This is a genomic window from Streptococcus mitis (assembly GCF_023109515.1).
Classification (GTDB): domain Bacteria; phylum Bacillota; class Bacilli; order Lactobacillales; family Streptococcaceae; genus Streptococcus; species Streptococcus mitis_CS.
In genome coordinates this window covers 313065-334140 of the sequence record NZ_JALDUM010000001.1, presented here as the reverse complement: position 1 = coordinate 334140, position 21076 = coordinate 313065, and the positions used below count along the sequence as shown (strand labels likewise).

The window sequence follows — 21076 nt, the reverse complement described above, 5'->3', positions numbered from 1 at the left end:
TCAAAAATCAGCTATGAATACTGGGAGTTTTACAAAAAGTTAGGCTTATTTTTAACTTTTGAAATTAAAAAGTGAACAGTATCAGCACCGTTCACTCTCTTTTTATGCATGTGTTTCTTCAACTAGGTGTCCATCGTTCATCACATAAACACGGTCCACCTTATCTAGAAGGCGTGTATCATGAGTGATCATAACAACACCTCTACCTTGTTCATGGGCAATGGCAGCCAACATTTCTGTTACTTGGTAAGCACGCTGGGTATCCAGACTGGCTGTTGGTTCATCTGCAAGAACGATACTCGGATTGTTATAAAGCGCTCTAGCAATTGCGGCCCGTTGACGTTCACCACCTGATAAAGCCTTGGGATAATGATTTTGTACCTTTTCCAAATCCAACAAGTCCAGTAACTCTTTTCGATCACTTTTACTATTTTTTCCCTTATCCAGTCTGTCAATCAAATCCAGCTGTTCTTTGACCGTTAGAAAAGGAATTAAGTTTGAAGCCTGAAGAATAAAGCCAAACTCTCTAAAACGGAGGTCTGTTTTCTCCTTCTCCGTCAAACTGCCTGTTTCCTTCCCCTTAACTAAAATCTTTCCACTCGATGCTTCCTGAAGTTGGCCTAGAGTCGTTAGAAAGGTCGTCTTTCCAGAGCCTGAAGGCCCAACGATAGCCACGAACTCTCCCGCATTTAGCTGAAAATTCGTCTCATGTAGAGCTACGACTTTCATCTTTCCTTCCCCGTACGTTTTTGTCACTTGAGTCATTTCAATCAATGCTGTCATACTATTCTCCTTATCAGTCTGCAATCGCAGTAATCGGGTCCACCTTTAGCAAGCGTGGAAGTGAAATGACACCACCTAGCATGGCCATCAAGCAAATCACCAAGCTTAGGACAGAATAGGCTAACCAACTTGGGTAGAAAAAGAAGGTAGCTGGCAAGACTAAAATCACTCCTCCAATAGCAAGCAAGGCTAAAGCGATCCCCATACCAGCTAGGAAGAAGATTTGACAGAAAAGAGACCATACAATGGTTTTGATCTGTATTCCCTGAGCCCGCATTATTCCATAAAGTCCTAGTTTTTGTATGGTAATGATATAAACAAATATACCCACAATCAAGCCTGTGATGACAATCATAGCAATAATCATCCCTGAAAATACATTCACCTGAGGTGTGTAACCAGGAATTTTCGAAATCATTTTGGGAATAGAAATTTGTTTCAGTCCATCGCCAGCCACTTCTATATCATTTTTCAATACCAAGGCAGAAATCGATTTATTTGATTTTAAAGTTCCTTGTAAGGTCCAATAAGTTGTCAGACTCGTAAAGACAACAGGCTCGGTGAAAAATTTATTTCCTTGGGTCAGGCCTACAATCTTGTAACTTACTTCGCTTCCATTGAGTTGAATGGCATCACCTAGCTTGATTCCATAATTCTCAAAGGACTGATCCACAACCACCTCATCGTCCCCTTCAGGATAACGCCCCTCCTTCAAACTAGGTGAAATAAAAGAGTCCCACTCCTGAGCAAAGATGGAAACATTGACCTTTTCACTATCACCGACTAGATTGGTCACAGCGAACATATAACCCAGTGGAGCTGCCTCTTTAGAACTCTTATCCTTATAATCCTTTTCAGGAATAAAAGATGCCGTCAAATTATCATTTGCGTAGTCAGATAAAACCACACCCGTCGCTTGCCAATTATCAATAGCGGCTCGGTTGTTTCGCACAAGACCAAGAGCTAAGCTGGTCATAAAAAAGACCATGAAAGCGATAAGAAAAATGGTAGTTAAAATCAAACTATATCGAAGTTTGTTTTGTAATATTTCTTTGATAGCAAGATACATGCTTATCTCCTTTAACTTTTCAAGAGGTATCGATTAGACACCCTACTACTATAAAAATAGGAGACAGAAAATCTGTCTCTGTATTCAAAACAAATCTCACTAATCAAATTAAATAAAATCAAGAAAATAAGGAAACACATTTTCGTAAAAAAGAATCATTTGGTAGCTCTATTTCCTTGATAATATAAGCAATTATGAATATTAATAAGTATTTGGTGTCCATCCATCCTATCATTTTCACATTATGGTGTCAAGAAAAGTGATTTTGAAAAGGGACTTTATTCTTTTTGTAACCTTTCTGTAATAATTCTCTGCTGAAAAAATGATAAAATAGGTATGTACTGTTAAGGAGAGAATAATGCCCGTAAGAAAATTACAATCCTATGAGGTAGACTATCAAAAAGAATTAAGCCAGCAGGTTCCTCGCTATCAAGATTATATACCTGAAGCGCAATCTGATGCCAATCTCAAGGAAATCCTATTTTTTGTTAATATCGCTGTTTTTTGTATCTGTATTGCTATCTTTAGTTTTATCTTTTTAGCATTAAAACTATCAACTGCTCTTGCCTTTGCCGCAGCAATCGGATCCAGCTTACTTGTTTTAAAAGTTCAACGGTCTATCATCAAACGAAAACGTAGAAGATAAATCCAAAATATCGCCCCGTCTGGAGCGATATTTTTATTTTTTCTTTTTAGATGGTGTGTGGATGGCAATCTTCACTTCAAAGATTGTTCCCTTTGGTTTATTATCTTTAACAGTAATGGTTCCTTTTAGGGCATCTACAATTTGCTTGGCTAGGGATAAACCTAAACCAAAACCACCTTTTTGACGGGTTCTAGCCTTGTCCACTCGATAAAAACGATCAAAAATTTTCTTCTTATCTTCCGCGGAAATACCGACTCCATTGTCGGAAACTAACAAATAAAGATTACGATCAGTCGCTGAAATCATAAAATCAATTTCACCATCCTCCTCAGTATATTTGATAGCATTATCAAATAGGATGGTCATCAGTTGTTTTAGTAAAAGTTGATCTGTGACAATCGTTCGATGGATGCGATTTTCAAAACGGAAGACACGGTCATTTTCCGAAGCAATCATTTCATAGTTTGTGAAAGTCGTATTGAAAAAACTGGTTGGAACTTCTGCAAGTTCCGGCTTAATCCCATCATCTCTACGAGCTAAATTCAACAAGTTCGTCGTCAAAAACCGCATATTTCGGACTTCTTCCAAACTCGATGCAATGCTTTCACTCACATCCATAATGGTTGCTTCTGGCTTACGGAAAAGGGTCTCTAAGCGATTTTGCAAAACTGCGAGTGGAGTTCGTAACTCATGACTGGCATTTTCCACAAAGGACTGTTGCTTCTGCATGCTCTCAAGCAGAGGACGAACACTGACTCTAGCTAGATAGAGACTGGCGATCAAAGACAAAATCCAGAAACTAGCCATCACAATCACAATCAATTGCTCATGCTTTTGACTGGCCTGCTCCAACTGACTGGTATTAATCAAGACAGCTGCATACTTGATATTAGTTGAAACCGAACTGATATTGGTTTCCATCAAAATCATGCGATAAATTTCTTCTTGTCCATAGCTATTAAAAACTTGAATCTGATAGATATGACCTAGTTCTTTCTTTTCTAACTTAATCTTATCCAATCCCAAAAATCGATTTCCAGAAAGGAGCTGTGTAAAATTCTTATCAAAAAGAATAACCTCCGTATTGGAACTGACATTGGGTTTCACCTCAGTCTTGCTAGTATCTGTAGCCGCATTCTCTAAGTCTTTAATCTCTTCTGTTGCCCTATTTACAGCAAGCTGAATAACTGCTTGAGGATTTTCACTCAGCCCATGAAGCTTATCATCCACCGAAGTATAAAGACTCGAGTGCATGACCTGTAAAATAATCAGAGTCATGGTAGAGAAAATCAGGGTGAAGACACCGAAGTTGCGAATAAAATAACTAAAGTCATCCGCATACCATGTTTTTTTTAGTTTACTGAACATCTTTTAAAATATACCCAACACTACGCAAGGTTTGCAAATTCTCTGCAAAAGTGGTTCCTTTTAATTTCTTACGGACTTTTGAAACGTAAACTTCGACAACTGAAATCGTTGTGTCACTATCAAATCCCCATAAACGATCAAAAATCTGAGTCTTAGGCAAAATAACATTTTGATTTTGAAGGAAATAAACTAATAAATCGAACTCTTTCCCCAGCAATTCGACAGGAGTATCTTCGACTTTAACGGTATTGGTTGACAAATTAACTACAATATTTCCATAAGTCAAGGTGTTTTCATTAAATTTACCTGAACGTTTGAGAAGGGCTTGAATCCGCATTTTGAGTTCTTCTAGGTAGAAAGGTTTGGTCAGATAGTCATCTGCTCCCAGTTCAAATCCATGTCCCTTGTCATCCAAGCTTTCCTTGGCAGTCATGATCAGAACTGGAGTCGTAATTCCCTTTTCACGCAATTCTTTCAAGACTTGGAAGCCATTTTTTTCAGGCAACATTAAATCGAGCAAAATCAAGTCATAGACGCCACTTTCAGCTTCGTAGAGTCCTTCTTCCCCATCAAATACCTGCATGACATCCGCAAAATCGTCTAAAAAGTCAAATACTGAATTTGACAGGCCTAGGTCATCCTCAACTAATAAGATTTTTATCATGAGAAACTCCTCCTTAATAAAACCATTATACCAAATTTGCCTTAAAAAAAACTCAACTCTCTACATTTTACATGAGATAGCTGAGTTTTCTTTTTATTTTAGGCTTATTTATGCGTTTCCGTATTGAAGAACGACTGCTTCCACTGCAGTTTTTTCACGGTTAATCAAGTCAACACGCGCTGCAATTTCCTTGATTCCCATACCGATATTACGGCTAAGAGCAAGGTCAGAAAGTTGCGGTTCAAAGAATTCCTTGTACTCTGCCAAGCGTTGCTGAGTCTTAAATACGTGTGCAGGAAGGATAACAAAGCTATCAAAGCTCATATCTCCTCCAAGGGCCGCCTTAATCCAAGCCCAGTTTTCACGCGCCCAAGACCATGCTGTTTCCTGAGTTGCTTGATGGCTTAAGAACTGGAAGTACCAAGCAGACAAATCTTGTGGTTTGACCACAAATTTGTCCTTCCAAGAAATAATCAAGGTTTGGATATTGTCCGCATCTGTACTGTAAGCAAGAGCTGCTGCCAACTGACGTTTAAAGACAGCATCTGTTGCGTGAGTATAAGTATCAAGATAAAGTGCTAACAAGTCTTTAGCCTCATGATGTTTCATCTCATTGATCAGAACTTGTGAGCGAATAGCTGCTGGAAGTCCTGCAAGATTCTCCTTGTGAGCCGCGAAGATTTGGCTAGCGACTTGACTAGCTTCTGCATCATTTGAGCGAATCATCATAGAAACAGCCAACTGACGAACCAATTCATCCTCATCTGATTCTCCGTCTTTAGCTTCAAAACCAAGACGGTCATAATTATGACGAGCCAATTTAGCAACCAAGTCTTTGAAGGCTCTTTCAGCTTCTGTTCCTTCATCGATAAAGCGCTCGAGGGCAGAAATTACTTGAGAAACAGCTGAAACGACAAGGTAAGATTCTTCCTTAGCAAGTTTATCAAGGACTGGAAGCAAGTCAGCATAAGAAATGTGCCCTGCTTCAGCAAGCAGACGACGTTCTTGAACGATCTGCAGTTTACTTGTGTTATCAAGCTCAACTAGGTCAGCAAGAACAGCATCTAACAAGTCTCCTTGATAGTCGGTAATGTAGTGGGCTGTATTTTCAGTGTTGAGACGAAGTGCTGTTTTGTTTTCAGCAAGAAGGGCTGCATAGCCAGGGATTTCGATGCTTTCAGTTTCGAGTGTATCAGGCAAGCCTTTCCAGTTGCTGTTTAGTGGCACAACCCAGAGACGGTTCTTATCTTCGTGCTCACCGATGAAGAATTGTTTTTGTGAAATCTTCAAGACATCATTTTCAACTTTGACAGTGAGAACTGGATAACCAGGTTGTTCCAACCAAGAATCCATGAAGGCTGCGACATCACGTCCAGACGCTTGACCAAGAGCATCCCAAAGGTCACGACCAATGGTATTGCTGTATTGATGTTTTTCAAAGTAAGCGTGCAAACCTTTAGCGAAATCAGCATCTCCTAGCCAACGACGAAGCATGTGCATGAGACGGCTTCCTTTGGCATAGACGATAGCTCCGTCAAAGAGCGTATTGATTTCATCTGGATGTTTAACTTCGACGTGAACAGACTGAACACCATCAGTCGCATCACGTTTCAAGGCAGACGGAACACCACCTGTTTGGAAATCTTCAAAGATATTCCAGCTTGGTTCAATAGCATCCACACAGACATATTCCATCATATTGGCGAAGCTTTCATTGAGCCAAAGGTCATCCCACCATTTCATCGTTACGAGGTTACCAAACCATTGGTGAGCCAATTCATGTGCCACAACAAGGGCAACTTGTTGACGGCTAGCAAATGTTGAGTTCTCATCCACAACCAAGTAAACTTCGCGATAAGTTACAAGACCCCAGTTTTCCATAGCACCAGCTGAGAAGTCAGGAAGGGCGATATGGAGAGATTGAGGGATCGGATACTTAACTCCATAGTAATCTTCGTAAAACTCGATGGAGCGAACAGCGATATCCAATGAGAAATCAAGGTTAGATAGTGGGTGAGCCTTGGTTGAGAAAACACCTACAAGAGTACCGTTTTTAGTTTTAGCAGTCACACCTTGCAGATCACCCGCAACAAAGGCTAATAAGTAAGAAGACATGCGAGGTGTTGTCTCAAACTTCCAGATACCTGTTTCCTTACGTTTTTCAACATCGATTTCTGGCATGTTAGACAAGGCCAATTCACCTTCTGCTTGGTCAAAACGTAAAGAAAGGTCAAAAGTTGCTTTGGCTTCTGGCTCATCCACACATGGGAAGGCTTCGCGCGCAAAATGGCTCTCGAACTGAGTTGACAAGACTTCCTTCTTGACTCCATCAACTGTGTAATAAGAAGGATAAATCCCTGTCATGTTGTCTGTGATTTTACCAGAAAAGGCGATAACCACTTCAACTTGACCTGCTTCCGCAAGTTCAATATGAAGGGCTTCATTGTCATGGTCAACTGTAAATGGGCGAGCTTCCCCTGCAACTTCTACAGAAGCGATTCCCAAGTCTTTTTGGTGAAGGGAAATACGGTCACTCTGTGCTTGACCATTGATGGTCACCTTCCCAGAAAAAGTCTTGGTCTCACGACTCAAGTCTAAAAATAAATCATAATGTTCAGGAACAAATTGCTTAATAAAATGTTCAACTGCTTGCATAGTTTTCTCCTATCTAAGTTTAAGAGCTAGAGCTCTTCTTCAAACAAACTTATTATATCATGTTTTGCTTGAGAAAAAAGGATTGGACGGCGATTTCCAAAACTTTCTTCCTTCTAATAGCCTACAGTGGGTAGACCTTGCGAAATTCTTCTAAAACAACCTTGCTGTCAGGTGTAAAAGCCAGCCCAGCCTCCCTTAGACAATCGGTAAAAAATTCCTCATGAACCTGACGCCAATAGACAAGTGTCTTGTCTCCCTCACCTTCCTTGTAGGCATGTTGAGCAGAAACTTGATTGAAGGGTTCAACAGAAACCTTTGTAATTTCGACAATACAGACAGCTTGATCTTGGCTATTTAAAATGACATCGAAGGTCCCTTCTTGCGGAAGGGGTTCATCTTCTAGTGCATAGAGGTCGTAGGCTGAAGCTGTTGCCGTCTTTTCTCCTTTTAAAACCAAATCTGCCAAGAGATCGGCATCTACTCCAAAAGCCCAGGCATCGATTTCATCTCCAATCGAAGGATTGATTTTCTTGTAGGCATTCCACATTTCTTGCGGTGTCATAGGTATCTCCTTTGTAATTTTTTACTTTCTTCTTTTACACGTTTGAGGTGGTCTGGATGGTCAATCTCTAAATTAAAAATCTCTGGAATAGAACTGTAGTGGATAATGCACTTGATACCCATCTGATTCATTTTTTGTATGAAAGAAGTATTCAGATAGCCTGCTACAGCAAAATCAATCTTTTTCATCCTTGCTTTATCCTGCATATCTCTTAGCATATCTAACATAATTGGACTTTCCATATCATGCCATTGACTGTTTCTCACAGTCGCAAAAACAAAAGAAGTCAAATCATTCATTCCAACTACAATCTTTGAAATGCCAGTTTCCAATATCCTATCCAAGTCAAAATACGCTGACGGTAATTCAATCATCGTGGCAATTTTCCCAGTAAAACCCTGCTGACGCAATACTGTAATAGCTTGCTTTAACTGCTCAGCATCATTGACAAAAGGAAAGATAACAGATAGATTGGGATTGGTTTGATAAACTTCTTTGACGACATTTGCCTCAGCCTGAAATTCATCCGGACACGCCAGCAAACGCCTAGTTCCTCTATATCCAAATAAGGGATGATTTTCATCAAAATACTCTTTAGTCCCCTTTAGACAATTAGCTTCTGTATTCGTTAATTCAGAAAAGCGATACCAAATTTCTTCATCTGAGTACAGGGAGCAGATAGTCTCTAGATAATCTTTTACAAATTGCTGACAACTTGCTAATATGATGTTTTGATTGAGCTCTCTCAACAAGTATTCCCCACGAATCATTCCAATGTGGTGAAATAGTTGAGGATAAACTTTTTCAAGAATTTTTTCTCCACTAAGAGCAAGTTGGTTTTTCATCATTCACCTTCCAATTCATGTAAGAAGTCTTGTCCAGTTCTGGAAATCCTAATAATTCAGACTTAATCTTCAAGACTAATGGCGATGCATTTTCTTCTGTAATCTCTTGAATATCCAGCCAAATCCTCCTATTTCAAAGACCAGCCACCATCTATTGTCAGAATTTGTCCTTGCATGGCGCTTGCTTTTCCACTTGCTAAGAAAAGGCTAATCTCTGCTATTTCCTCTGGCTTAATCCAACGTTTGATTGGTGTTTCACTCGCCACCCAGTCTGCTAAGCCACCTGGTTCAAAGTCGGCAGCGGTCATAGCTGTCTTGACTGCTCCTGGAGCGATACCAAAAACCTGAATCCCAACTTCAGCATAGTCTAGAGCCAACTGCTTGGTAAATCCAGCCAAAGCATGCTTAGATGAGGTATAGGCGTGTCCACCGCCACCAGCTAAACTCGAAGCGATGGAGCACATATTGATAATAATCCCTTTTTTATTCTCCAGCATTTGTGTCAAATAATAGCGAGTCAACTCAACTGGAGTAACGTAGTTAATTTCAAAAATCTCTTGAATTTCCTGCGCTGATTGTTCCAATAGGGGTTTATAATCATCCAAAACTCCAGCAGTATTGCACAAAACATCAACCTGAGGACACCAGTCAAAAATAGGCTCCAAGTCCAAAGTTAAATCTCTCTGTAAAAAGTGGAAATCACCCTCTAAGAGTGGATTTTCACCTTGGTCAACTCCATAAACTTGATAGTCCTTCTCTAAAAAAAGTCGACCTTGAGCCAGACCAATACCTGAACTCACTCCTGTAATCAATACACGTTTAGTCATTCACTTCTACCCAATCTGTCGCCAAAACATCACAAGGTGTCGGACTCCACATGGAAAAACCTTCTCCTTCTCCAGACACGTTGATTAGGAAATAAGGTGTCACTTCAAGTGCAACCCCGTTTTGTTCAATGGTGTCAAAAAGTTGAACATAGTTTTCAGCATCTCCCCAACCAGTTCGTACATATTTTTTCTTAGCCTTTAACCCCGGTAGGATCTCTTCAAATGTCATGTTTTCTCCTTTAAAATCAATAATTCTTCCCTTCATTATAACAAAAAACCGCTTTGCAACGGCTTTTTGACTGTGATTTATTTTATTATTCCATCATTTACATGATTACCAAGTTAATCCAGCTGCTTTAATTTCTTTCTTAGAGGCATACTTGCCATTTGGTTTATGCCATCTTCCTCTGGAATCTTTGAAATAACCACCTGAATTTGCTGATTGCGTGTTTGATTCCTGACTCTCTTCCTTTTCTTGTTCTGCTTGACGAGCCTTTTCTTCCTCTTCTTTCGCCTTCTTCTCGGCTTCTGCTTTTTCCTCCGCCTCTTTCTTAGCCTTTTCCTCAGCTTCCTTCTCGGCTTTTTCTTTTTCTTCTTTTACCTTTGCGTCTTCAACTAGGTTTTTAGCAGTACCATCCAAATAGTTAATTTCTGCATTAGCCGAAACATTGTCTAAAACGACATGCGTCACAGAATACTTATCCACCTTTTCCTTACTGCTACCCAACTTAATTTCTAAGAGCTTACCATTTTCATCAATCCCTACATATTGCAACCCTATCTGTCTAGGAATAAGCTCATCATTTTGATAAATTGGCGTCACCTTATAATCAAGATAGTAGTTAGGATGATTAGCGAGCCATGAATCTAATCGATTTTCATAATAAAGCATACTACTCTGGTTGTGTTCATCAGTCCCAGAATAATTTCCAGCATTGAGCCAGTTAGTCATAGGAACTAAATTTCTCTTTTCATCATTCAAACCACTAAATTGGTAGCCAATCAAATGACCTCTACTCATCAACCAAGCTTCTTCCCGGCCATCTCCGTAAAAGAATTTATAGTTGTGCCACCCTACTGGATCATAGGTCAATTTTGAATCTCTTTTCTCAGTTGGCTCATCGCTATCCTTTAGCTGAATATGAGCACCCGTCGCACGATTTTTAGAATCTAGTTCGCCAAGTTCAAGCTGTTTTTCACTTTTAAAAGGCAGTATACCTGCTTCTTTGAACAACTTTTCATCAAACTTGGCTTGTTTTTGTTCCACTTTTACTTCTGGAACTTTTGCTTCTTCCTTATGACCAGAACAAGCCGCCAAAGTAAAGACTGATAAAAAGGCTAGACTCGCATAAACCAACTTCTTCATATTTAACATCCTTTAGCATTTTTGTTCCATTTTAATATAATATATCAAAACAATCAATCGCATTATATATCATTATAACAAAAAAACCGCTTTACAACGGCTTTTTGACTGTGATTTATTTACATCTGCTTATACTTACGGCAAATTATTCCCTGCAGCAAGATAAATTTCATACCATTCTTTTCTTGTTAAGCTAAAGTTTGCCGCTTGGCTAACTTCTCTCAAGTGCTTAGGATTTGTTGTACCTACGACTGCCTGCATTTTTGCTGGATAACGCAATATCCAAGAAATGGCAATAGTTGAAGAGGTTACTCCATATTTAATAGCTAAACGCTCAAGTACTTGATTTAAAGCTTGAAATTTCTCATTTCCAACAAAATTCCCTTTAAAATACCCGAATTGTAAGACAGACCATGCTTGAATGACCACATCGTGTAATTGGCAATATTCAAAAATGCTGCCATCTCGCATAGCTGCTTGACTATCTTCCATATTAACATGAAAACCTGATTCGAATCCTGGAGTAAAAGCAGCACTCAATTGTAGCTGATTAACAGCTAACGGCTGCTTGACATCTTTTTTAAGTAACTCCATCATCATAGGATTTTGATTAGAAACTCCAAAATTTCGAACCTTACCTTGTTTATAAAGGAGATCAAAGGCTTCTGCTACTTGGTCAGATTCCATCAAAGCATCTGGTCGATGAAGAAGCAAGCTATCTAGATGATCAATCTTCAATCTTTGCAAAATTCTGTCAACTGATTTTATAATATAGTCCTTAGAAAAATCAAAATAGGTAAATTCTTCAATGCGAATGCCACATTTGGACTGAATCCACATCTCTTCTCTTAAATCTGGACGATTTTTTAGGACAAGACCTAACAGTTCTTCACAACGACCACGACCATATATATCAGCCAAGTCGAAAGCATTGATTCCAACAGAAAGTGCTGTTTCTACAAGCTCTTCAACTTCTTTTACAGACTTATCTTCTATTCTCATCATTCCAAGAACAATTTCTGATAATTCTTTGTCATCTTGACCAAGAGTTATGTATCTCATCAAATTTTTCTCCTTTAATTTCTAACATTCTTCCCTTCATTATAACAAAAAACCGCTTTGCAACGGCTTTTTGACTATATTTCACTCCATTTTATCTTCTTAAACCCACGGAACAAGAGAAAAATGCCAATAAAAAGAACAGCTAAAGGAATGAATTTTGTAAGGAAAACATTTGAAATTCCCATCCACTCATAGTAACGAAGCAGAGAACCTACCACAAGATGGGCAATAATCATACTAACAAAGGGACGAAAAATCGGTTCTTTCCAATTCCAAATACTGATGACTAGGGAAATCGTAAAGACAGACAAACTATCCCAGGGAGCAGGAAGATAAAATGCTCCTTCTTGTACAAAACTTCCTATTCCTACATATCCCAGAACAACTAGCAGAACAAGAATCCCAACGACAATATAGGTGCCAATTTTCATTTTAGGAGAATCTTGGACTAAGCCCCAACGTAAGATTGTGGCCACAAGAGCAAATCCAATCAGAAAAAGAAGAAGTTGCCCTAAAAAAGTAAGCAAATTGACTGTTAAGAGAGGACCTTTAGAAAAATCACCCAGTAGATGATAGTAACGTAATATCGCTAGGACAAAAATTGGTGTCAAAAGGGACTCCTTGATAGAACTGCGTGGTGCTTCCTTGAGAATCTCTTTCATTATTTTTTTAGGATTCTTACCTAAATAATCCTCTGCACTCATGCCATCTCGTTCTGCTTCTGAGAAATCTAACATCATCAAATAAATCTGCTCTCTGAGATAGTCCTCATCATAGAGAAATCCAGCAAGATTAAAACTATCCCACAGTTCCTCAAAATACTGCTGATTCTCCTCAGAAAACTCATGCAGCAAAGCGCTTGTTTCTTCATAATACTTCATTTTCGTCATAGTTTACCCTCCATTCTTAATTCCTTCTACTTTTTGACTCAAATCGTCCCATTGTTGCCAAAAGACCAAAACACGCTCTTCTCCTTCTTTCGTTAATGAAAAATACTTCCGATCTGGACCATCTGGCGACGGACGCATGTCGCCTCTTATCCATTGATTTTTTTCTAACTTTTGCAATAATGGGTAAATAGTTCCTGGAACGATAGTATCAAATCCAGCCTCTCGCAACGTCTGAACCAACTCATAACCATATCGCTCTTTTTGACCAATCATATCCAAGACACAACCTTCAAGAACACCTTTTAATAGTTGAGTTTCTTTCATTCCTTCCCCCTTCTATCTATTTTGTAATACCTACTAGTAGCTTCATCTATAATATACCACTTCCACACTAGTTTGTAAAGCATAATAGTTAATACTCTTCGAAAATCTCTTCAAACCACGTCAGCGTCGCCTTGCCGTATGTATGGTTACTGACTTGGTCAGTTTCATCTACAACCTCAAAATCATGTTTTGATCTGACTTCGTCAGTTCTATCTACAACCTTAAAGCAGTGTCTTGAGCAACTTGCGGCTAGTTTCCTAGTTTGCTCTTTGATTTTCATTGAGTGTAAATAAAAAACAGAACTAGCATGAACTAGTCCTGTCTATTGTTACCCAATCACACTTCCATTCGGTACAGCTGGATCAACTGTGAGAAGGGTTAATTTTCCATCATGTTCAGCTGATAGGATCATACCTTGGCTGACATATTTCTTCATCATTTTACGTGGTTTGAGATTGGCAACGATTTGGACTTTCTTGCCGACCAATTCTTGTTCGTTTGGATAGTATTTTGCAATTCCTGAGAGGATTTGACGATCTTGACCATCACCAGCATCCAAGCGGAATTGAAGCAACTTATCTGAACCTTCTACTTTAGACACTTCTTTGACTTCTGCGACACGGATTTCGACCTTGTCAAAATCTTCAAACTTGATTTCTTCCTTGTTTAGTTTGAGTTCAACTTCATCTGGATTCCATTCTTTCTCGACTGCTGGTTTGTTGCCTTCCATTTGTTCCTTGATATAGGCGATTTCTTCTTCCATATCCAGACGTGGGAAGATTGGAGTTCCCTTAGCAACTACAGTTACACCTGCAGGGAAATCAACCAAGCTCAAGTTTTCAAGGCTCGCTACTTCTTCCAAGCCAAGTTGATTTAAGACTGCACGACTGGTTTCCATCATAAACGGCTCAATCAAGTGAGCTACAACACGAAGGCTAGCTGCCAAGTGGCTCATAACACTTGCTAATTGGTCGCGAAGAGCTTCATCCTTGGCCAAGACCCATGGTGCGGTCTCATCGATGTATTTATTGGTACGAGAGATAAGGGTCCAGACTGCTTCAAGTGCACGTGGGTAGTCAACTGCTTCCATGTAGGTGTGGTAGTCAGCGATTGATTGTTCTGCGACGTCAGCAAGAGCATGGTCAAACTCTGTTACACCTTCTACATAGGCAGGGACTTGCCCGTCAAAGTATTTATTAATCATAGAAACCGTACGGTTAAGGAGGTTTCCAAGGTCATTGGCCAATTCATAGTTGATACGGCCTACATAGTCTTCTGGAGTGAAGGTTCCGTCTGAACCAACTGGAAGGCTACGCATGAGATAGTAACGAAGCGGATCTAGTCCATAACGCTCTACCAACATTTCAGGGTAAACGACATTTCCTTTAGACTTAGACATTTTGCCGTCTTTCATGACAAACCAACCATGGGCAATCAGACGATCTGGCAATTTGATATCGAGCATCATAAGAAGGATTGGCCAGTAGATTGAGTGGAATCGAAGGATGTCTTTTCCTACCATGTGGAAGACTGTTCCATTCCAGAACTTGTCAAAGTTACCATGTTCATCTTGACCGTAGCCAAGAGCTGTCGCATAGTTAAGAAGGGCATCAATCCAAACGTAGACAACGTGTTTAGGATTAGATGGCACTGGCACACCCCATGTAAAGGTTGTACGAGAAACCGCCAAATCCTCTAAACCTGGCTCGATAAAGTTGCGAAGCATTTCATTCAGACGACCATCTGGAGTGATAAATTCAGGATGAGCTTTGAAAAATTCTACTAGACGGTCTTGGTACTTGCTAAGACGAAGGAAATAAGACTCTTCAGATACCCATTCCACTTCGTGACCTGATGGAGCGATACCACCAGTTACATTTCCAGCTTCGTCACGGAAAACTTCTGCAAGCTGGCTTTCTGTAAAGAATTCCTCATCTGAAACTGAATACCAACCAGAATATTCACCCAAATAGATGTCATCTTGAGCCAGCAAGCGTTCAAAGACTTGTGCGACAACTTTTTCATGGTAGTCATCAGTTGTGCGGATAAATTTATCGTATGATATATCTAGTAAGTGCCAGAGTTCTTTAACTCCAACTGCCATCCCATCAACATAGGATTGGGGTGTGATACCAGCTTCTTCTGCTTTTTGTTGAATCTTTTGACCGTGCTCATCAAGACCTGTCAGATAAAAGACATCGTAGCCCATGAGGCGTTTGTAACGGGCTAGGACATCACAAGCGATGGTTGTGTAGGCAGAACCGATATGAAGTTTACCAGATGGATAGTAAATCGGTGTTGTAATATAAAAATTCTTTTCAGACATAATTTTTCCTTTCCAGGCAAATGAAACCTGTTTTTCTCACACTTCATTATATCACATTTTTAAGGATTTTCGATAGGGAAATCCATACAAAAACAAGATAGACAAGTGTCCATCTTGTTGATCTTATTCATAACGAAGGGCTTCGATTGGATCAAGCTTCGATGCCTTGTTGGCTGGTAAGACCCCAAAAATCATACCCACGCTAGCCGAAACCGCAAGACTAAATAGGGCAACTGGGATTGATACTCCTACTTCTATACCAGCTATCAATCCTTGCAAGAGTAGACCAGCTATAGCGGTTAACCCTGTCGCAATTGTCAAACCAATGACTCCGCCTAGCAAGGTCAAAATCATGGATTCAATCAAAAACTGAATTAAAATATTAGCACGTGTTGCACCCAAAGCCTTACGGAGACCAATCTCACGCGTACGCTCCGTCACCGAAACAAGCATAATGTTCATCACACCAGTCCCACCAACAAAGAGGGAAATCCCCGCAATGGCACTAATAATCGTAGTTATAAATCCAAAAAGTTGTTGTACTTCTTGGAAGGCTGCAGTCGCATCTGCCACCTGATACTCTCCTTGTTGAAGACTAGCAATTTCAGTCATTTTTCTAGCTAATTCTGGTCCTACAGTTGGTGTCAAACTGGTATCATTAACTCGGAAAACAATATCAGAAATTTCATCCATATTGAAGTTATTGGCAAGAGAAATATTAGTCGTAATAGGAAGTCCACCAATACCAAATGTCTTGACAGCCTTGGCTTCATCGCTAGTATAGACACCAATGACACGATAACTAAAGCCACCAACATCTATAATCTTGTTAACAGCTTCTTGAGCAGATCCAAACAAACTATTAGCAAGTTCTTGGTCTAGCAAAATGACACTGGCCACATCTTTATAATCCTGAGCTATGAGACTTCGGCCTGCAACAATTTCATTTTCAACCGCCTTCATGTAAGTAATATTTCCACCTGTCAAGCTAGCGCGCTCAACCTTTTTATCTTTATAAGACAGGGTCGTATTTGTCGAGTTGGTTACATAGTAACTATCTACACCCTTAAGTTTGGCCGCCTCCTTAACCCAAGCTTCTTGCGGTTTTGGCGGTTCAACATGGACTTCCTCTTCTTTACCAGAGACTGTCAAAGCTGATTGCTTTTGGGTAAAAGAACCATCTTTACTTTTGATAGGCGAGAAAAAGACATGGATATTCTTCTGTGACTTGGTCATATTTTTATTGATCTGACGAGACATGGAATCTCCCAGAGCCATAATCACAACAACAGATGAAACACCAATGATAATCCCAATCATAGTGAGAAAAGAGCGCATCTTGTGAGCCATGATAGATGAAAAGGCAAATTTCAGATTCTGCATCTTAGTTTTCCTCCTTTTCTAACTGAGCACTATCAGATGAAATAACTCCATCTCGAATGACAATCTGGCGTTTGGCATAAGCAGCGATCTCAGGCTCATGCGTTACCATGATAATGGTTTTTCCTTCTTTATTTAGTTCAACCAATAGTTGCATGATTTGGTTACCTGTTTTGGTATCCAAGGCTCCTGTCGGTTCGTCCGCTAGGATAATAGAAGGATTGTTTACCAAGGCACGCGCAATAGCTACACGTTGCTTTTGACCACCAGATAATTCCGAAGGTAAATGGTGACTTCGTTCTGTCAATTCAACCTTATCTAGATATTCCTCAGCTAACTTGCGCCGTTTTGAAGCTGAAACTCCTGCATAAATCAAGGGCAATTCTACATTTTGCAGAGCATTGAGTTTGGATAGAAGAAAGAACTGCTGAAAGACAAATCCGATTTGTTTGTTGCGGACCTTGGCTAGTTGTTTTTCACCAAGTCCAGCCACTTCTTGACCTTCAAGATAATACTCTCCACTGGTTGGTGTATCCAACATGCCAATCGTATTCATCAGCGTAGACTTACCAGAACCAGATGGTCCCATGATGGCAACAAATTCACCCTCATTCACTTCTAGGTTGATATTTTTGAGAACCTGCAGTTCTTGGTCGCCATTACGGTAGCTTCTGCAGATATTTTTTAGACTAATTAGTTGCTTCATCAGCCTTCACCTCTTTTCCTTCCTCTAGAGAAGACGTTGGGTTACTGATGACCTTGACTCCATTTGTCAGACCTGAAGTGATTTCTTGGTTGTCTGCATCAGCATTACCCAAACCAACTTCCACTTTCTTGGCCTTTTTCTGCTCGTCAAGCACCCAGACATAGTTCTTATCATTTTCAGTCACAACACTTGTTAGAGGAACCAAAATGGCTTTACTCTTATTCTTGACCTCAACACTTACTGAGAATCCTTGTTTCAAGTCACCGATTTCACTTGTAACATCGATGGTATATGGATATTTAGAACCAGAATTACCACCTGCTGCGGCAGTAGCTGCACTTGCTGCTTCGCCACTAGTTTTAGGATAGTCAGAGATATAGCTAATCTTACCTGTCCAGCTCTTATCTTGGTAAACTTTAGAAGTAAAGGTTACTTCTTGTCCTACAGAGAGGTTGGCAAGGTTATATTCAGATAGTTCACCCTTAACTTGCAAGTTTTCATTACTTACGACATGAACGACTACTTGACTAGCTCCTGTTGGAGATTTAGAAACATTGTGGTTGACTTCGACCACAGTTCCCTCTAGGGTACTGAGAACCGTCATGGCATCCAACTGACTTTGAGCCTTGCTTAATTGTGCCGCTGCATCTGCACGGGCATCACGAGCATCACCTAGTTGTGCATCAATAGATGAAACTGCATTTCCTGAGACTGGAGCTGGAGTTTGCCCTGCAGCTCCTTCGCCTCCTGCTGGTGCTGGTAACTGTGGAGCCGGAGCTGAAGCGGCTTCATTTCGTGCTTGATTGAGTTCATTGATATGACGATCTGCCTTAGCTACTGCTCGGCTAGCTGAATCATAGGCCGCCTGGGCTTCTGAACTACTGTACTTGACTAAAGCCTGTCCTTCGCTGACCTTATCACCCACAGAAACAAGGATTTCATCTAAATCTCCCTTACTAGCATCAAAATAAACATATTGTTCATTTTTTGCTGTTACTGTCCCTGACAATAAAACAGAGGACGCCACGCTTCCTTCCTTGGCAACAACAAGATGAGTAGGCTCATCTTTTACAGCGGTCTGAGATGGTTGTCTAAAGAGCAAAATCCCCCCAGCACCTAATACAACTACACTGGCAGCACCGATTGCTGCATACAATTGCCACTTTTTAGCTTTACGATTCTTCTTCATAATGAAACTCCTTTTTGATTTAAAGTCCTTAACAATATTATATAAAAATTAGCAAATATAAACAATAACCTTTCAGAACGAAATAATGACATTTCAGGATTTGATTATTGTTCGGAATTTATTTTTATTACCATTGTACTAGTTATATAATACACTTTATTTTTATTACCATTGTACTAGTTATATAATACACTTTATTTTTCCTTTTTGCAAGCCTTTTCTTTAATTTTTTTGAACGTAGCAGATTTTTGCAATCAGATAAAAAAAAAGATAGAATATGACTATCAAAAAATGACACTCTACTATTTCAAAGAGTATAAAGGAGTTTTAAATGAGAGAATATGATATCATTGCTATCGGTGGAGGTAGTGGAGGAATTGCTACCATGAACCGTGCTGGTGAACACGGAGCTAAAGCGGCCGTTATTGAGGAAAAGAAACTAGGTGGAACCTGCGTCAACGTCGGCTGTGTTCCTAAGAAAATCATGTGGTACGGGGCGCAAATCGCTGAGACTTTCCATCAATTTGGAGAAGACTACGGCTTTAAGACTACTGATCTTAACTTTGACTTTGCTACCCTACGTCGCAATCGTGAAGCCTATATTGATCGCGCTCGTTCTTCTTATGATGGCAGTTTTAAACGCAACGGAGTAGACTTGATTGAAGGTCATGCTGAATTTATAGATTCTCATACTGTTAGCGTAAATGGTGAGCTGATTCGTGCTAAACATATCGTGATTGCTACTGGTGCCCATCCAAGTATTCCAGACATTCCTGGTGCTGAACTAGGTGGCTCTTCTGATGATGTATTTGCTTGGGAAGAATTGCCAGAGTCAGTTGCTATTCTAGGCGCGGGTTATATCGCCGTTGAATTGGCTGGCGTACTCCACACCTTTGGTGTCAAGACAGATCTCTTTGTTCGTCGTGATCGTCCTTTACGTGGTTTTGATTCTTACATCGTTGAAGGTTTGGTCAAGGAAATGGAAAGAACAAACTTACCACTTCATACTCACAAAGTCCCTGTCAAGTTAGAAAAAACTGTTGAAGGTATTACCATTCATTTTGAAGATGGTACTAGTCACACAGCTAGCCAAGTTATCTGGGCTACAGGTCGCCGTCCAAACGTTAAGAGCTTGCAACTTGAAAAAGCTGGAGTAACTCTGAACGAACGTGGCTTTATCCAAGTGGATGAATACCAAAATACTGTTGTTGAAGGAATCTACGCTCTAGGTGATGTAACAGGTGAAAAAGAACTAACTCCAGTTGCTATCAAAGCTGGACGTACTTTGTCTGAACGTCTCTTTAACGGAAAAACAACTGCAAAAATGGACTACACAACTATTCCAACTGTTGTCTTTTCACACCCTGCTATCGGAACTGTTGGTTTGACAGAAGAGCAAGCTATTAAAGAATACGGTCAAGACCAAATCAAGGTTTACAAATCAAGCTTTACTTCTATGTACTCTGCTTGCACTGGCAACCGTCAAGAAACTCGTTTCAAATTGATAACAGCTGGTTCAGAAGAAAAAGTTGTCGGACTTCATGGAATTGGCTACGGTGTTGATGAAATGATCCAAGGATTTGCTGTTGCTATCAAAATGGGAGCAACCAAAGCAGACTTTGATGCAACCGTGGCAATTCACCCAACTGCATCCGAAGAATTTGTAACCATGCGTTAATCGAAATAAAAGAAGCTGATACAAATGTGTCTGCTTCTTTTTTAAAATCTTATAAATCGACAAAAAATTATCCAAGTTAACCAGTAAGCAAAATCGGCCGTTACAGTTTTTGTTACCTTATCTTTAAAAATTGGTTGACAATCATTCCACTGCGAGTATAATAGTTACTATACATCAGAAAAGAGGTTAACTATTTTGAAAAAAGCTCACGTTTATGCTATCCCTGCTATTGGGGCTGCTCTCATTGCTGTATTGGCACAAATCAGTCTTCCAATTGGACCTGTCCCCTTCACTCTGCAAAACTTTGCAATCGGCTTGATTGCTACTGTCTTTAGACCGAGAGAGGCTGTCCTTTCTGTTGGTCTCTATCTTCTTCTAGGCGCTATCGGTCTTCCTGTCTTTGCAGGAGGTGGAGCAGGATTTCAGGCTTTAGTTGGCCCTACTGCAGGCTATCTTTGGTTTTATCTTGTGTACTCTGGACTGACTTCCTCTCTAACCAACAGCAAGAGCGGGATTGTGACCATTTTTCTTGCTAACCTCTTGGGTGATGCCCTTGTCTTTGTCGGAGGGATTCTCAGCTTGCATTTCCTAGCTGGAATGGCATTTGAAAAAGCTCTTGTTGTGGGGGTCATTCCTTTTATCATTCCAGACCTTGGTAAACTTCTAGCTATTAGTTTGATTAGCCGTCCATTACTTCAACGCCTTAAAAATCAGGCTTACTTTGCTAACTAAAAAA

General features: G+C 40.0%; 20 protein-coding genes. 3 read left to right on the top strand and 17 right to left on the bottom strand.

Features of this window, described 5'->3' with window-relative positions:
- Positions 1-102: 102 nt before the first annotated feature.
- Together M1G05_RS01750 and M1G05_RS01745 are read right to left on the bottom strand one after the other, a co-directional pair.
- Positions 103-783 (bottom strand): ABC transporter ATP-binding protein, encoded by a 681-nt coding sequence (locus M1G05_RS01750; protein ID WP_000125744.1) that lies wholly within the window; start codon positions 781-783, stop codon positions 103-105.
- A gap of 13 nt (positions 784-796) precedes the next feature.
- Positions 797-1852: an ABC transporter permease gene (locus tag M1G05_RS01745; RefSeq protein WP_247952910.1), complete on the bottom strand. Its 1056-nt coding sequence runs from the start codon at positions 1850-1852 to the stop codon at positions 797-799.
- 358 nt (positions 1853-2210) lie between these two features.
- Between M1G05_RS01745 and M1G05_RS01740 the strand changes: the two genes are divergently transcribed.
- Entirely contained in the window at positions 2211-2498 is a 288-nt protein-coding gene (locus M1G05_RS01740) for a DUF3270 domain-containing protein (protein WP_227325973.1), read from the top strand.
- A 33-nt stretch (positions 2499-2531) separates the two neighbouring features.
- Here M1G05_RS01740 and ciaH read toward each other — a convergent pair whose 3' ends face one another.
- From ciaH to M1G05_RS01665, 15 genes are all read right to left on the bottom strand, one after another.
- Positions 2532-3866 carry a two-component system sensor histidine kinase CiaH gene (gene ciaH, locus M1G05_RS01735; RefSeq protein ID WP_227325972.1) on the bottom strand — a complete coding sequence of 445 codons (1335 nt, stop codon included), beginning with the start codon at positions 3864-3866 and terminating at the stop codon, positions 2532-2534.
- Positions 3856-4530: a two-component system response regulator CiaR gene (ciaR, locus tag M1G05_RS01730; RefSeq protein WP_000590639.1), complete on the bottom strand. Its 675-nt coding sequence runs from the start codon at positions 4528-4530 to the stop codon at positions 3856-3858. Before ciaR ends, ciaH begins: the two co-directional genes overlap by 11 nt.
- A 108-nt stretch (positions 4531-4638) precedes the next feature.
- The gene (locus M1G05_RS01725; protein ID WP_247952908.1) at positions 4639-7185 is read right to left on the bottom strand and encodes a M1 family metallopeptidase; all 2547 of its coding nucleotides are present in this window, start codon (positions 7183-7185) and stop codon (positions 4639-4641) included.
- 121 nt (positions 7186-7306) lie between these two features.
- On the bottom strand, positions 7307-7747 hold the full coding sequence (locus M1G05_RS01720; RefSeq protein ID WP_247952906.1) for an ASCH domain-containing protein: 441 nt from the start codon (positions 7745-7747) through the stop codon (positions 7307-7309).
- Positions 7744-8592: a putative PEP-binding protein gene (locus M1G05_RS01715; RefSeq protein ID WP_345773050.1), complete on the bottom strand. Its 849-nt coding sequence runs from the start codon at positions 8590-8592 to the stop codon at positions 7744-7746. Before M1G05_RS01715 ends, M1G05_RS01720 begins: the two co-directional genes overlap by 4 nt.
- A gap of 128 nt (positions 8593-8720) precedes the next feature.
- Positions 8721-9419, bottom strand: coding sequence for a 3-oxoacyl-ACP reductase (locus M1G05_RS01710; protein ID WP_247952904.1), 699 nt, complete (start codon positions 9417-9419; stop codon positions 8721-8723).
- On the bottom strand, positions 9412-9648 hold the full coding sequence (locus M1G05_RS01705) for a DUF2829 domain-containing protein (RefSeq protein WP_247952903.1): 237 nt from the start codon (positions 9646-9648) through the stop codon (positions 9412-9414). Before M1G05_RS01705 ends, M1G05_RS01710 begins: the two co-directional genes overlap by 8 nt.
- Positions 9649-9753: 105 nt before the next feature.
- A complete protein-coding gene (locus tag M1G05_RS01700) occupies positions 9754-10785 on the bottom strand; it encodes a DNA/RNA non-specific endonuclease (protein WP_247952901.1) in 1032 nt (343 codons plus the stop codon).
- A 135-nt stretch (positions 10786-10920) separates the two neighbouring features.
- Positions 10921-11847, bottom strand: coding sequence for an aldo/keto reductase (locus tag M1G05_RS01695; protein WP_247952899.1), 927 nt, complete (start codon positions 11845-11847; stop codon positions 10921-10923).
- A 74-nt stretch (positions 11848-11921) separates the two neighbouring features.
- Entirely contained in the window at positions 11922-12737 is an 816-nt protein-coding gene (locus M1G05_RS01690) for a DUF1129 domain-containing protein (protein WP_247952897.1), read from the bottom strand.
- Positions 12738-12740: 3 nt separating this feature from the next.
- The gene (locus M1G05_RS01685) at positions 12741-13061 is read right to left on the bottom strand and encodes a PadR family transcriptional regulator (protein WP_247952895.1); all 321 of its coding nucleotides are present in this window, start codon (positions 13059-13061) and stop codon (positions 12741-12743) included.
- Positions 13062-13389: 328 nt separating this feature from the next.
- Positions 13390-15387 carry a methionine--tRNA ligase gene (gene metG, locus M1G05_RS01680; RefSeq protein WP_084926474.1) on the bottom strand — a complete coding sequence of 666 codons (1998 nt, stop codon included), beginning with the start codon at positions 15385-15387 and terminating at the stop codon, positions 13390-13392.
- Between the two features lie 123 nt (positions 15388-15510).
- The gene (locus M1G05_RS01675) at positions 15511-16770 is read right to left on the bottom strand and encodes an ABC transporter permease (protein ID WP_125392996.1); all 1260 of its coding nucleotides are present in this window, start codon (positions 16768-16770) and stop codon (positions 15511-15513) included.
- Between the two features lies 1 nt (position 16771).
- Positions 16772-17473, bottom strand: a complete 702-nt coding sequence (locus M1G05_RS01670) for an ABC transporter ATP-binding protein (protein ID WP_125454525.1) — start codon at positions 17471-17473, stop codon at positions 16772-16774.
- On the bottom strand, positions 17457-18665 hold the full coding sequence (locus tag M1G05_RS01665; RefSeq protein ID WP_247953312.1) for an efflux RND transporter periplasmic adaptor subunit: 1209 nt from the start codon (positions 18663-18665) through the stop codon (positions 17457-17459). The genes M1G05_RS01670 and M1G05_RS01665 overlap by 17 nt, the downstream gene beginning before the upstream one ends.
- Before the next feature lie 328 nt (positions 18666-18993).
- Here M1G05_RS01665 and gor point away from each other — a divergent pair, with 328 nt between their 5' ends.
- Both gor and M1G05_RS01655 read left to right on the top strand, forming a co-directional pair.
- Complete coding sequence (gene gor / locus M1G05_RS01660; protein ID WP_247952894.1) at positions 18994-20340, top strand: glutathione-disulfide reductase; 1347 nt, start codon at positions 18994-18996, stop codon at positions 20338-20340.
- 195 nt (positions 20341-20535) lie between these two features.
- Entirely contained in the window at positions 20536-21072 is a 537-nt protein-coding gene (locus M1G05_RS01655; RefSeq protein ID WP_247952889.1) for a biotin transporter BioY, read from the top strand.
- Positions 21073-21076 lie beyond the last annotated feature (4 nt).